General features: G+C 70.8%; 10 protein-coding genes. 6 read left to right on the top strand and 4 right to left on the bottom strand.

What is annotated here, in order from left to right; genetic code table 11:
- Positions 1 to 27: 27 nt before the first annotated feature.
- Positions 28 to 1,089: a bifunctional NAD(P)H-dependent oxidoreductase/GNAT family N-acetyltransferase gene (locus DEJ48_RS03285; RefSeq protein WP_150214291.1), complete on the bottom strand. Its 1,062-nt coding sequence runs from the start codon at positions 1,087 to 1,089 to the stop codon at positions 28 to 30.
- A gap of 30 nt (positions 1,090 to 1,119) precedes the next feature.
- Here DEJ48_RS03285 and DEJ48_RS03280 point away from each other — a divergent pair, with 30 nt between their 5' ends.
- The 3 genes from DEJ48_RS03280 to DEJ48_RS03270 all read left to right on the top strand — a co-directional run bounded on the left by DEJ48_RS03280 (position 1,120) and on the right by DEJ48_RS03270 (position 3,548).
- Entirely contained in the window at positions 1,120 to 1,638 is a 519-nt protein-coding gene (locus tag DEJ48_RS03280) for a MarR family winged helix-turn-helix transcriptional regulator (protein ID WP_150214290.1), read from the top strand.
- A 372-nt stretch (positions 1,639 to 2,010) separates the two neighbouring features.
- Complete coding sequence (locus tag DEJ48_RS03275) at positions 2,011 to 3,054, top strand: WD40 repeat domain-containing protein (protein ID WP_223831867.1); 1,044 nt, start codon at positions 2,011 to 2,013, stop codon at positions 3,052 to 3,054.
- 77 nt (positions 3,055 to 3,131) lie between these two features.
- Positions 3,132 to 3,548: a hypothetical protein gene (locus tag DEJ48_RS03270; protein WP_150214288.1), complete on the top strand. Its 417-nt coding sequence runs from the start codon at positions 3,132 to 3,134 to the stop codon at positions 3,546 to 3,548.
- Here the strand turns inward: DEJ48_RS03270 and DEJ48_RS03265 are convergent.
- The 3 genes from DEJ48_RS03265 to DEJ48_RS03255 all read right to left on the bottom strand — a co-directional run bounded on the left by DEJ48_RS03265 (position 3,534) and on the right by DEJ48_RS03255 (position 6,929).
- On the bottom strand, positions 3,534 to 4,019 hold the full coding sequence (locus DEJ48_RS03265) for an HIT family protein (protein WP_150214286.1): 486 nt from the start codon (positions 4,017 to 4,019) through the stop codon (positions 3,534 to 3,536). The genes DEJ48_RS03270 and DEJ48_RS03265 overlap by 15 nt on opposite strands.
- A gap of 106 nt (positions 4,020 to 4,125) precedes the next feature.
- Positions 4,126 to 5,841, bottom strand: a complete 1,716-nt coding sequence (locus DEJ48_RS03260; RefSeq protein ID WP_150214285.1) for a TIR domain-containing protein — start codon at positions 5,839 to 5,841, stop codon at positions 4,126 to 4,128.
- Positions 5,838 to 6,929: a toll/interleukin-1 receptor domain-containing protein gene (locus tag DEJ48_RS03255; RefSeq protein WP_150214283.1), complete on the bottom strand. Its 1,092-nt coding sequence runs from the start codon at positions 6,927 to 6,929 to the stop codon at positions 5,838 to 5,840. The genes DEJ48_RS03260 and DEJ48_RS03255 overlap by 4 nt, the downstream gene beginning before the upstream one ends.
- Positions 6,930 to 7,460: 531 nt before the next feature.
- Between DEJ48_RS03255 and DEJ48_RS03250 the strand changes: the two genes are divergently transcribed.
- The 3 genes from DEJ48_RS03250 to fxsT are packed head-to-tail and all read left to right on the top strand — an operon-like array spanning position 7,461 to position 13,395.
- Positions 7,461 to 8,672: an FxsB family cyclophane-forming radical SAM/SPASM peptide maturase gene (locus DEJ48_RS03250; RefSeq protein WP_150214281.1), complete on the top strand. Its 1,212-nt coding sequence runs from the start codon at positions 7,461 to 7,463 to the stop codon at positions 8,670 to 8,672.
- Positions 8,669 to 9,448: a hypothetical protein gene (locus DEJ48_RS03245; protein ID WP_150214279.1), complete on the top strand. Its 780-nt coding sequence runs from the start codon at positions 8,669 to 8,671 to the stop codon at positions 9,446 to 9,448. Before DEJ48_RS03250 ends, DEJ48_RS03245 begins: the two co-directional genes overlap by 4 nt.
- A gap of 26 nt (positions 9,449 to 9,474) precedes the next feature.
- Positions 9,475 to 13,395, top strand: coding sequence for an FxSxx-COOH system tetratricopeptide repeat protein (gene fxsT / locus DEJ48_RS03240; protein ID WP_190537164.1), 3,921 nt, complete (start codon positions 9,475 to 9,477; stop codon positions 13,393 to 13,395).
- The last annotated feature ends 30 nt before the right edge of the window (positions 13,396 to 13,425 follow it).

The following is a 13,425-nucleotide window of genomic DNA, read 5'->3' as shown; positions in this document are numbered from 1 at the left end:
CGTGTGACGGGAGCGGGTGTCCGCCTCTCAGGAGGTGAGGTCTTTGCGGAGACTGACCTCGCCGCTGTTCGCCGCGGGAAGCGGGGCATAGCCCTGCTTCTGATAGAAGGCCAGGTTCCGGACGCTGCCGGTGCCGGTGGTCAGCAGCAGGTGGTCGCACCCCTGGTGTCGGGTTTCCGCGGTGTGCAGCAGCCAGCGCCCCAGTCCTCGTCCCCGCAGGTCGGGGGCCACGGCGAGGCGTCCGATGTGCAGTGTGCCGCCGCGGCGGATCGTGCGGATCATGCCGAGAAGGCGTCCGGCGTGCCATAGCCCGGTGGTGTGCCATTCGGCCAGCCATGCCTGCACTTGGTCAGGCGTTTCGCGCAGTGCCGGAAGACGCAGGGTGTCGTTCGCGATCGCCTCGTCGACCCAGCAGCAGCGCTGGAGCACCGTGACGTGTGGCCCGTCGTCGGGGCGAAGACGTCGTACGTAGGAGCCGGGCAGGGGGCCCGGAGTCGCGCCGTCACCGTTGAGGTCACGGAGCGGAGCCAGCGCGTGCCCCGCTCGTACCAGCTCCTCCAGCATGTCCACGGCTGCCTGGCCGTGGTGGGCGGCAGGCTGGAACACGCCCTGCCGATGAGCTTCGGCGATCCGCAGGGCCACGGTCGAGCCCACCGAGACCAGGCGCAACGTGCTGGTCACTTGCTTGGCGTGCTGGACCGCCCGGGTGCCGGCCGAGGTGTTGCCGTAGCTGACGAACCCCACCGGCTTCCAAGCCCACTCGGCACTGAGGTAATCGAGTGCGTTCTTGAGCGTCGCGGGCATCCCGTAGTTGTACTCCGGGGTCACCACGATGAAGCCGTCCGCCCCCGTGACCGTCTCGCTCCAACGCCGTGTGTGCTCGTGCTGGTAGACGCCACGCGCCGGGTGCTCCTCCTCGTCGAGGAACGGCAGGTGGAGATCTCCGATCGCGACGGACGCGAGGTCGACATCGAGTGTGCGCGCGGTCGGCGCCAAGGCCGTGGTCAGCCACGTGCCGACAGTCGGGCCGAGCGCGTTGGGGCGGGTGCTGCAGACGAGGACGAGGACGCGCAACCGTTTCATTGACATGGAAACGAAGCTAGAGAGTAGATTGGTTACATGTCAACGAAACGGTCGAGCGCCGCGGAGCCGCAGCCCGGCGTCGCCTGGCTGACAGCCGACGAGGAACGTGCCTGGCGGGCCTACCGGCGGATGACGACCGAGGTCCAGGCGCACATCGGCCAGGACCTGGCCGACCTGGGGTTGTCCGAGGCCGACTACGAGGTGCTCAGCACGCTGTCCGAACATGCGGACGCGACCAGAACGCTGCGCGAGCAGGCCGCGAAGATGCAGTGGTCTCGCAGTCGGCTGTCCCGTCACGCCACACGCATGGAGGCCCGAGGGCTCATCCGGCGGGCGCCGGACCCCGACGACGGCCGAGGCTGTCTGCTGACCCTCACCGAGGAGGGCCTGGCCGCCCTCCGAGACGCCGCCCCTGCCCACCTCGCCTCGGTGCGCCACCACTTCATCGATCTCCTGAACGCCGAGGACCTTGCCGCACTCGAGCGCATCGCGGACAAGATCAGCGCTACAGGTGGTGACCGTCCAGGCCCACCTGAAGCCGGGGCCGGCGCCTGACCGGCCGGCGCTGATTTCGTCGTGTCTCCTGAGGTGGCGTGCGGGCGGGCACGCTGACGGGTCCCGGCACCCGCCGGGCGTCTGTCCGTGGGCCGTTGTGGCCCGCTCAGGAGAAGTTGCCCATGAGCGGGATCATGGGGGACGGCCCAGCCGTCGAATCGGCGTGTGCCTCTATGGCCGAAACGACACCTCTCACATGTCATGCGCCGCATTGACCCCTCGCCGCCGTCGCGGTTGCATGCTCGAAGCCGTCCGGTGGGGAGCCGGGGGGTGACACCTCTTCCTGAGTGAGTGGGGGAAACAACAATGAGCAGAAACGTGGACCGGAGCACCAGACGCGCGCGGCGTGCGTTAGCGGTGGGGGCGGTCGTCGTGGGGGCGGTTGCCGCGACGTTGCCCGGAGTCGCGTCGGCCGAGCCCGCGGGCGGGGCACGAGACGTCGGAGCCGGTGTCGAGCGGATCAGCGTCGCGGCCGACGGGGCTCAGTTGGACCGCGATTCCACCGGTGGCGCCATCACGACCGACGGAAACCGCGTCGTCTTCTCGTCGTCGGCGACCAACCTGACGCCCGGCAACGCCGCCGGAAGCGAACGCGTGTACCTGCGCGACGAGCCGTTGGGCCAGATCAAGCACGTGGGCAGCTACCCGATCGCCTCTCCGGTGATCAGCGGCAACGGGGAGTACGCCGCGTATTGGGTACTGCTGTTCAGGGACACCAAGGTCAAGCTGGCCCAATGGACCGCGGGCAGTTCGATCGGCCTCAACTGCGACGCGCTCAACTGCAGCCAGCCGTCGGCGAGCGGCGACGGCCGCTACGTCGCCAATGTCGCCACCATCGGCCGCCCGTCGACCAGCCAGCGCATCGACGTATGGGACTGGCAGGCCAACACCAAGCAGGAACTCGTCTGGTTCGCGCACACCGCGCCGTCCAGGCCGTCCATCAGCGGCGACGGCCGTTTCGTCGCCTACCAGGACGGCAAGGTCAAGGACGTCTTCGTGTGGGACCGGGACCACGGTTCGACCTCGGAACCGATCGAGGGTCCGTCGAAGGAGGCGACGATCGTCCAGATCAGCGAGGACGGCAGCAAGGTCGTCTATCTCTCCGGTTCCGACACCTACGTCCACGACGTCGGCTCGGGCACCGCCCGACGCGTGCCGGACGTGAAGGGCTTGGCCATCGACCCGACGGGCAACTATCTGCTGTACGCCCCGAACGACACGACCGGGCCGTCGCTCGTGCTGCGCGACCTGCGCACGGACACCGACGAGGTCATCTCGGACCGGCCCGCCTCGGCCGGGGTCGACGCGGTCAGCTCCGATGGCCGCGACGTGGTCTTCGCGTCCACGGCCGACGACATCGTGCCCGGTGACACCAACGGCAAGTCGGACGTTTTCGTCCGTCGCCTCTCCTCCTGATCCAGCACTGAACGGCGTTGGCCCCGCCGCGATCTCTGACTAAGCTCCCCCGCAGGCGAGTTGTCACGGGGGGACACATGTCGGCGGGGCTGGACGAGGGCCGGATGCGGCATCTGGAGCTGATCCAGACGATTGTGACCCGGATGGGCAACAACTCCTTCCTCATCAAGGGGTGGTCGCTCACGGTCACGGGCGCCCTGCTCGCCTACGCCGTCGGCAACGACAAGAGCGCCATCGCGTTGGTGGGCTTCGTGCCTGTGCTCGCCTTCTGGGCGCTGGACGGCTACTTCCTCTACCAGGAGCGGCTGTTCAGGCGCCTGTACGAGCGGGTGCGAAGCGCCTCCGCCGCGAACGCGATCGAGCCGTTCGCCATGGACGTGGCACCGGGCAGGGAGAAAGCGGGCGTGCTGAAGGCCGCAGGCTCCTTCACCGTCGCCGGGTTCTACGGAGGCCTCGCTCTGGCCCAGGCGTTCGCGCTGCTATTCGTGCTGTAGGAACGGACCCTCGCCCCGTAGGAACGGCTTCCCCGGCGCGTCCAGCGCCGCCCGCAGGCGCCGCGCCGAGTCGTCGAGGCGGTCCGCGTCCGTCTCGGCGGGCTCGGGCCACAGCCGCGGCATCCTGTCGCCCGTAAAACGCGGTACGACGTGGACGTGGAGGTGGAACACGGACTGCGTGGCGACCGCGCCGGACGACTGGATGACGTTCAGCCCCTCGGGGCGGTGGACCGCCCTCACCGCGTGTGCGGCCCTGAGCACCGCCTTCCCGACGCCCGCCGCCGTCGCCTCGTCGAGGTCCCAGATGTCCGCGACATGGCGGCTGGGCGCGACGAGGACGTGTCCCGGGTGGACCGGGTTGAGGGGGAGGAAGGTCAGGGTGTCAGGGGTCGTGGCGACGACACGGGCGGGCTGGGTCCCCGCTTCGACCCCGCAGAAGACGCAGTCGGGGTCATGGTGTTCGGCTCTCATGGGCGAACGATAGGCACGAGGAGCGGCGCGGTCGTGCAACGAAGGACAGCACGGGCGCCGGAACTCGACGCCTGCGATGCCGCCCTCAGCCGCCCGGGCGCAGCCCTCAGCCGCCCCCGGCCACGTCGCGGAACGCCAGCGGAACCTTCTTCACCAGGTCCCTGTCCAGGTGGGGCAGGCGTGTGCCGGCCTGGGCGACCATGGACTGGGCGAGCGTCGACACGTAGTTGTTCAGCTCCCGCTCCTTGTTGTCCGCCACCAGATCGAACACGTCCCCCTCGTACTGCGGCCTGCCCTCCAAGTGCACCGAGTACTGGTACGGCGCGAAGTCGGCCGGCATCTGCCAGTCCGAGAGAGGCCTGATCCAGAACACCGGCAGGATGGCGATCGGCTCCCGGCCGGGGGCCGCGTTGAGGTTCGCCATGCGCTGCACCATGACGGCCCACTCGCGACGGCACCAGTCCCGCTGGAAGTACCCCTCCGTGATCAGGGGGACCATGAGCCGCGTGGTGCGGATGGCCTCGATCATCTTGGGCTCCCACGTCGCCCCGTGCTGCATCAGCTTGTCGAAGAAGCCGGACCTCGTCACCCGCCCGCCGAGCTTCGCCGTCACCCGCTTCTCCAGCAGGTTGTGGAACCTGAGCGCCTCGTCGAAGTCGACGTCCCGGTTGTGCCAGCTGGTGAAGAAGAAGCACGAGGGCGCCTCGGCCTGCTCCGTCGACGCCGCCTGCCCCTCCGCCTGCCGCGCCCCCTGCCAGCGCCCCGCCAGTTCCTCGGCGATGGCCCGTACGCTGTCGGCCATCTGACGACCGGTCCGCGCCGCCGCGGTCGCCTCCGCCACCGTGTCGGCCAGCGCCCGCACCAGCCCGGGCTCCTCCCGCTCGAAGACGGTGTCGAGCAGCAGGTCGACGCGCTCCGCCATGGACAGGAGGTCCATGCCGACGCACGCCGCCTCGGGCAGCACCGCCGCCGCGGGCCGCGACCGCAGGGCCGTCATCCAGCGCAGGTAACTGCCGGTGTTCTCGCACACCGTGGAACGCAGCAGGCTGGACCGCAGACTCGTGCGCGCCTTGTCGGGTGCGTCGGCCCGGTGCGGCACGGGAAGCGAGGGCGACGGCGCGGGGCGTTCGGGCGGCGGGGGAGCCATGCGGGCTATCTCCGTCACCGTGGCGACCTGTTCCACGGTGACCTTGCCCGACAGGACCGCCTCGCCGGCGCGCACGATCTGGTGCGGATGCCCGTCGAAGGTGTCCGCGAGCCGTGCGGCCTGCCGCTTGTCGAGACCCATGTTCTCCATGAGGAGCCGGACCACGTCGGCGCGGGCCAGCGCGCCCACGGGCAGCCGGGCGTCCGGCTTCCACGCGCCGGTACCGCGCGACGTGACCAGAATGCGCGCGTTGCCCTCCGGGAAGTGCTGCCGCACCTCGTCCGGGTCCGCCGCGTTGTCGAAGATGTAGAGCCAGTCGGCCGCCGTGGGGCCGTCCAGCGGCCGCCCGGAGTCTCGCTCGAACCGCTCGCGCAGCCGCTCCGTCTCCTCCGCCACCCGGTCGGCGAGCCCGGCCGGGTCCGGGTCACGGGCGCAGTCGAAGACCCACATCAGTTCGTAGTGCTGGGTGAACAGGTGCGCGTAGGAGATGGCGAGCTGCGACGTCCCGTACCCGTGCGGGCGGTCCTCCGGGTCGTGCACCAGCACGGCGCGGTGGTCCATGAGCAGCCGGTGCGCGTCCGCGATCTCCTCGTCCCTGCCGACGAACGGGGCCGGCAGCGGCGGGAGGTTGTTGATCTGCGGCAGCTCCCGGGGCGGACGCCGTGACGGGCTCACCGGCCGCTCCCACGATCCGCCGACCGCTGCGGGGTCTCGGGGAGCACCTGCTCGATCAGGTGCTCGGCCTCCGCGGGGTCCGCGCCGGCCAGGACGACGACGTTCGCGTCACGGACGAGCAGCGGACGGGGCGCCGCGTCGATCTGCACCAGGACGGCCTGGGAAGCCCTGCCAGGGGAGTCGACGAACGTGTCCGCCCACTCGGTGGGGCTCGTGTTCCCCGCAGCGAAGTAGTTGCGCGAGAAGATGACGAGCATGCGCTCGGCGGCGGCCCGCGCCTGGGCGACCGCGTCCTGGAGGCTCTCCCGGCTGGCCCGCCAGCGGCGCTGCACGACGTCGTGCCCGCGCTGGCCGAGCACCTCCGACATCCAGTCGGCCCAGGGCTGGTCGGCGCCGACGTAGCTGATGGCGACCGAGCCCGGCACCCGCCGCTGCAGCGCCCCCGCGTCCAGGATCTCGGACCAGCGAGCCCAGTTCCGCACCTCTGCGTCGGCGGGCTGCCCGGTCTGCGCGGCGCTCTCGCTGCCGAACGCGGGGTCCAGCTCCTGGGCGTCGACCGGGTTCAGTCCTTCGAGTTCCGTACGCCCCGCCTCGGCGATGGTTTTGGCCAATTGTTCGAGCAGCGCGTAGTACCGTGCTTCGTTCTCCGCGTGCGAGGGGGCCGCGAGGGACTCCAGTCCGCACCGCCGGAGCCAGTCGAAGGCTCCGGGGCCCTCCACCGATGTGCGTACGCCCTCCGGAACCTGCTCGTCGGCGACGGGCTTCCAGCACAGCGGGACCAGGCAGCCGCGCGCCGGGACGCCCCGGATGTCCTCGTGGTGGCGCATACGGGCGTCGAAGACCGCCCATTCGAGACCCGCGCCGCGGTCCGTGAAGTACCGCGGGGAGTACAGCACGATCATGACTCCGGCCCTGGTCACGGCGGACTCGCGGACCGACTCGGGCTCCGCGACCGCGCCCAGGACGCCGCTGACGCCGAACCCCTCCTGGATCCGCAGCTGGTACTCCAGATCGGCGTGGAAGCGCGTCAGCGCACGCCAGCCATCGGCACGTACACAACTCGTATAGAAGAAAGCGGCTGGATCCACGCGCCCCTCACAAACTTCCGCCAACGGTCCGGCGTGATGGACATTCGCGCAGACTCGGTGAGAACGGATGGCCGGTCGGTCAGCGGCGGCTCCTCCGAGGCCGGTTCATACTCCCTCAATACCCCAGAGGATAGGCTTACTTGGCCCCGGCCGATATACTCACAGGCATCTGGGGGGAGCGCTCGGTGAGCGCACCGACGCATTCGCGAGCGGGGGGACGACCGGACCGAGGTTGCACGAGCCCCGGACTGTAGCAGCAGTGGCACGATTCCCTTCAGAGGCACTTTCGTTCGACCGTGGCATGTTGGACGGCCTCCGCGCGTCGCGGAGCCGAGCAGTCGGGGGGAGCCTGCGTTATGGCACATGACGCGGCACAGCACACGGCACACGGCGCCGCGTTATCCGCGGACAACGCACCGCACGGCCCGCCCGACGCCCTCACCCTGAGCCGCCTCCCCCGCAGCGCCCTCGTCGAGGCCCTCCTGCGCAACGCCGGCCGAGCCGCGGGACCCGAGCGGCCGAGGTGGGAAAGTGCGGTGTGAGACCGCACCCCGCGCCACACCGCCCCCCGGCGAACCGGCGGCGGCCTTCACGCAGTTCGTGGTGAAGCTCTACAGCCGCTGCAACTTCGGGTGCCCGGACTGCTACATCTACGAGCACCGCGACCGAGGCTGGACCGACCAGCCCCTCGTCATGGGCCCCGCCGTGATGAGCCGGCTGTCCGCCAGAATCACCGAACACCTGCGCAGGCACGCCCCGGAACGGGCGCAGGTCGTCCTGCACGGAGGCGAACCCCTGCTGGCCGGGCCCGCGATCGTGGAGCGCTTCGCCCGCCGACTGCGCGCCGACTGCGAGGGCCTCGCCACCCGGGTCGAACTGCTCGTCCAGACGAACGCCTCCCGCCTCGACCGGACCTTCCTGGAGATCTTCCGCCGCCACGACGTCACCGTCGGCGTCAGCGTCGACGGCACCCCCCGCTCGCACGACCGCAGACGTCCCGACCGGGCGGGCCGGGGAACGTACACCGAAGTGGCCCGGGCGCTGACGCTGCTGCGCAGCCCGCGCTACCGGCAGCTGTACGGCGGACTGCTCTGCGTCGTGGACATCGACGCCGACCCCGTGGAGACGTACGAGGCACTCCTCGAACACGAGCCGCCCACCGTCGACCTGCTGCTCCCGCACGCCACCTGGCAGTTCCCGCCGCCCCGGCCCCCGGGCGCGGACGAGGCGCCCTACGGCCGCTGGCTCGCCGCCGTCTTCGACCGCTGGTTCGACGCCCCGCGGCGCGAGACCTCGCTGCGGCTCTTCGACTCGCTGCTCGACCTGCACCTCGGCGGCACGAGCACCAGCGAGATGTGGGGCCCCTACGGCTCGGACGTCGTGGTGATCCAGCCGTCCGGACTCATCGAGTACAACGACATCCTCAAGACGGTGAGCGCCCGCGCCGCCCGCTCCGTGCTCCACATCGGTGCCCACGACTTCGACCACGCGGCCGCAGACCCGGGATTCGCCGCCGAGCGCGCCGGGCTCACCGGACTCTGCGCGCAGTGCCGGTCCTGCCCGGTCGTCGACATCTGCGGAGGCGGGCTGCGCGCCCACCGCCACCGCCCCGACAACGGCTTCGACAACCCGTCGTGCTTCTGCGCCGACCTCCGGTTTCTCATCGACCACGTACGGAAGCGGCTCACGCACGGCGTCAGCACGTTGCGCACGCACCTTGACCGAGAGGGGTGGAGCGCATGACCGCGCACCGCAGTCCAGACGCTCCCTACTACTACATCAGCCACGCCCTGCCGGTGCCTTCGGACCCCTGGCTGCGCGCGTTCCACACCGACGTCCAGACCGAGATGCACCGCCGTCTGGGCCCGGGACCCGGCCACTCGGGCCTCCTCTCCGATCCCTGCCGCGGTCATGCGGCGGCGGAAGGCCCGGACTGGACGCCCGCGATGCGCTGCCGCACGCTGCTCGTCCTGCTCACCGAGCGCTACTACAAAGAACCGCGCACCCTTCGCGATCTGGAGGTGTTCCGGCGGCGGCTGCTGTGGGGCCAGCACCAGACCGGTGAGCGGTCGCCCGCCCTGGTGCTCGTGCCGTGGAACACCAAGGGGCTCCCGCCGCGCAAGGAACCCGACACCCTGGCCGTGCCGGTCGGCGACTACACGCGATCGGGCCTCGGCGGACTCGTAGGGGCACCCCAGGCCCGCGGCGGCTATCTGAAGGTGCTGAGGGCGGTGGTCGAACGAATCGTCACCGGAGCCCGTCACTCGCCCCCCGTCATGACGCCCGAAGACCTGTACTTCACTGTTTCCCCAAGTGTTTCGGGAATGCCGAGAATTCCGCTCTCGGCCGGGAAATTCCTAGATAGGCAGTTCGCTCCGGTGCGGGTACCGTGGCAGCCAACGCACGCCGCACCACCGTCCCGCCCTGCCGAGGCATGGTGGGAGGCAGCCCCTCACCGTTCCTGGTTCTCCGCTCCGGAGAGCGACGAGCGGCCCATCCTCCGGGGGCCTCACAGCTGACGCGCACCCACGCTGGAGCGACATCGATGAGCAGTGCCGAGCCGTCCGGTTCCGTACGTGGTGGAAACCAGGCGACCGTCGTCACCTTCTACTCGTACAAAGGCGGAGTCGGGCGGACGATGGCGCTGGCCAACGTCGCCTGGCTGCTCGCCGACGCGGGCCGTCGCGTCCTCGTCATCGACTGGGACCTGGAGTCACCCGGCCTCCACCGCTACTTGCGCCCCTTCCTGCGGAACCCCGAACTGACCGAGTCCACCGGCGTGGTGGAGATGGTCCAGGACTACGGCCGTGCCGTCGAGGCACTTGCGGCCGAGGACCTCCCCGACGCCGAGAAGGAGGCCAGACTGGCGGAACTCCTTGAGCGGCACGCACAGGTGGGCATGCACACCGACTCGCTCTCCTACCGCTTCGCGCGCCCCACCGGCCGCATCGACTTCCTCGGACCGGGCTGCCAGGACGGCCTCTACGGCCGGCGCGTCGCGACCTTCGACTGGGCCCGCTTCTACCAGGAGCAGAGCGGACGGCTCTTCGCCGAGGCACTCAGGGAGAGCCTGCGCACCGCCGACTACGACTACGTCCTCATCGACAGCCGCACCGGTCACTCGGACAACGCCAGCCTGTGCACGCTGCTCCTGCCCGACGTGGTCGTCGTCGGCTTCAACTTCAGCAACCAGTCCATCGAGGGATCCGCCGCCGTCGCCCGGCAGGTGCGCGAGCAGTCCGGGGGCCGGATCAGGGTGCTGCCGGTCCCGATGCGCGTGGACCGCTCCCATCCCGAGCAGGCCGAGCGCCGCCGCTCCCGCGCCAGGGACCAGTTCACGGGCGCGGCGAGCCCGATCCTGCTCACCAGCGAGGAGCAGTACTGGCGCGAGGTCGAGGTGGGGCACCTGCCGAACGTCGCGTACGAGGAAGTCCTCATCCCCTTCGCCCTGCAGAACTACGAACCGTCCCTCCAGAAACAGGCCTACGAACGGCTCGGCCGCGAGATCAGCGGCGACGCCGACCTGCGCTTCGCCCCCGTCGCGGCCGACGTGCGCGAGAAGCACGCCGAGATGTTCGCCGAGGTCCCCGCGGCCTCGCGGGTCGTACGGCTCGTCTTCGAGCCGCAGGAGCGCCGGTGGGCGGACTGGATCCGGGCCGAGCTCTTCGCGAACGGCGTGATGTGCGAGTTCGACCGCGGATCCGGCGAGGGAGCCCCCCGGGGCGACACGACCGTCACCTATCTCGTCCTGATGTCGTCCGTCATGGTCGGCTCCTCCCGCCTCACCGGTCTGATGGCACACCTGAACCCGGACGGGCTCATCGGCCGCCGGAAGGTCGACGTGGCCTGGCTGGAGGACGTCGAGGTCCATCCGCCGTTCCGCGACCGGCCGGGCCCCAGGCTGCACACGCTGGAGGAGGGCCCCGCCCGCAATGCCCTCCTGACGCACTTCCTGCCCGGCGACCGCCGCGGCGTCCCGTGGGCCGACCGGTCCGGGCACGGGCCGCGCTTCCCCGGCAAACACCCCCAGATCTCCCACATCCCGCCGCTCCGCCAGGGCGAGTTCCTGGGCCGGGAGGACTGCCTGCAACAGGTGCGGAACGCGCTTCCCCCGGGCCAGGCGGCGAGGAAACCCGTCGTGCTGCACGGCCCGCCCGGCGTGGGCAAGCGGACCTACGCCCTGGAGTACCTCAACCGGTTCCGCGCCGACTACGACATCGTGTGGTGGATGCCCGCCGACAGCACCGAGAGCGTCGTACGCGAACTGGTGCTCCTCAGCGCCCAGTTGGGCGCTTCCCGACGGTCGTCGCCCCGGGCCGTGGACGCGCTGCGCGAGCTCCTGGAGGGCCGGCGCGGCGGACCCGAGCGGCTGCTCCTCGTCTACGAGGACGCACGCCACCCCGACGAGATCGAGAGCCTGCTCTTCAACAGCAACCAGGTGCACGCCCTCATCACGTCCGAGAACCCGGAGTGGGGCACGCTGGCCCACCCCATCTGCATCGAGCCGCCGTCCGCCGAGGAAGCCGTACGGTACCTGCGGCGCAAGGCACCCCAGCTGACCCCCGAACTCGCCGAGCAGCTGGTCGGGTTGGGCGAGACGCTGCCGCAGCTCCTCGACCAGATGGCCGCGTACCTGCAGAGCACGGCACGTCCGCCCGACGCGGCCGTGGCCGAGTTCGTGCAGGGGGTCGGCAACCGGCAGGCCGTCGGCCTGGAGTTCTCCTCCGCGGTGTGGCAGAGCGTCGTCGAGGACCTGGGCAAGGAGCGCCCGGCCTCCCTCGACCTGCTGCGGATGCTGACGGCGCTGTCGCCGGAAGGCGCGAGCTGGGACCTGCTGGAGTCCCCGGCCTCCCTGGAGTTCCTCGGGCTGCCCGAGGGCGCGGAGGGTCGTCATCAACTCGGCTTCGCGGCCCGCGGTCTGCTCAGCAGGTCCCAGGCGCGGCGCGGCCAGGACGGCAAGCGGCTCACGGCGTCCCGGATGATCCTCGCGGCCCAGCTCAGGGAACTCGAACCGGCGGAGGCGGACGAGATCGCCGCCGGGGTGCGCAGCGTCCTCGCCGCCTACGCGCCCCCGGACGACCGGGTCGACGACCAGGACATGTACCCGCGCTACGCGGAGCTGGACCTCCACGTCGAGTCCTCGGGCGCGGTCACGGACGACAGCCCCGAGGTCCGCCGCTGGCTGGTCAACCAGGTGCGCTACCGGCGCCGCACCCAGTGCCTCGAAGCCGCGTTCGCCCTGGCCCAACGCCTGGAGGAGGCCTGGACGGCGTCGTCCGGCGACGACGAACGCCTGCTCCTCCTGCTGCGCCTGCGCGTCGAACTGGCCAACATCCACACCGACGCCGGACGGTACCCGGAGGCCAACCGGATCAACGGCGCGGCGCTGGAGGAGCTGCGCAGGCTCCAGGACCTGGACGGCGAGTTCACGCTGCGCAGCGCGCTCGGGCGCGGCGGCGAGCTGCGGGCCCTGGGCCGCCCCCAGGACGCTCTCGCCGAGGACCAGTCCACCCGGGACATCCTGCGCTACAAGTACGGCCAGGAGAATCACTTCACCCTCATGGCGGGCAGCAACCTCGGACTCTCGCTGGACATGGTCGGCCTGCCGAACGACTCCCTGGAGCAGCACCAGGAGGTGCACGAGCAGCGGGTGCGGGTCCTCGGGGACCAGCACGAGCTGACCCTGCGCAGCTCGGTGCACGTGGCCAGCAGGCTGCGCGAGATCGGCCGGTACGAGGACTCGCTGACCCGGCTCCAGGAGATCTACCGCCTCACCCAGACGAACGAGGAGCTCGGCTGGGCCCACATGACGACGCTCCTCGCGGCCTGCTCGCTCGCCTCGACCCTGCGGCACATCGCCACGCTCTCCCCGGCGCTGTCCTCGCAGGCCAGGAAGGCGAAGGCGGACTCCGCCCGCATGCTCAACGCACGGGCACGGGACGCCTTCGTGGTGTACGGCGGCCCCCGGCACCCCGAGGCCCTGGTCTCCGGCGTGGGGCTCGCGGCCGACCTGCGGTTCCTCGGCCGGATCGACGGGCCGCACGGGGCACGGGCACTCGCCGAGGAGAACCTCGCGGCGTTCCGCGAGTGGGGCGAGGACCATCTCTTCAGCCGCATCTGCGAGGTCAACCTCGCCCTGGTGCTGCGCGACGCGGAGGACGAGACCGCCGCTGAACTCAGCGAGCGGGGCCTGCGCGGCCTCAGGGAGGTCCTCTACGTGGACCCGCACCACCCGCTGATCCTGACCGCGGCCCTGTGCCACGCCAACATGCTCGTCTTCGCGGGCGATTCACGGGCGGCGCGGGAACTCGACGAGGCGACGCACCAGGGCCTGGTGGAGAAGTTCGGCCCCGACCACCCCCTCACGTTGACCGTGGCCGCGCACCTGGGCCTGCGGGCGGACATCGGGGACCACGCGAGTCCGGACAACCGGATCAGCATCGAACTGGACGTACCGAAGATCTGAGCCCTACCGACGAACTGAGCCTTACCGAGG

Origin of the sequence: Streptomyces venezuelae (assembly GCF_008642315.1) — a bacterium.
Taxonomy (GTDB): Bacteria; Actinomycetota; Actinomycetes; order Streptomycetales; family Streptomycetaceae; genus Streptomyces; species Streptomyces venezuelae_D.
This window is presented reverse-complemented; position numbering and strand designations above follow the sequence as displayed.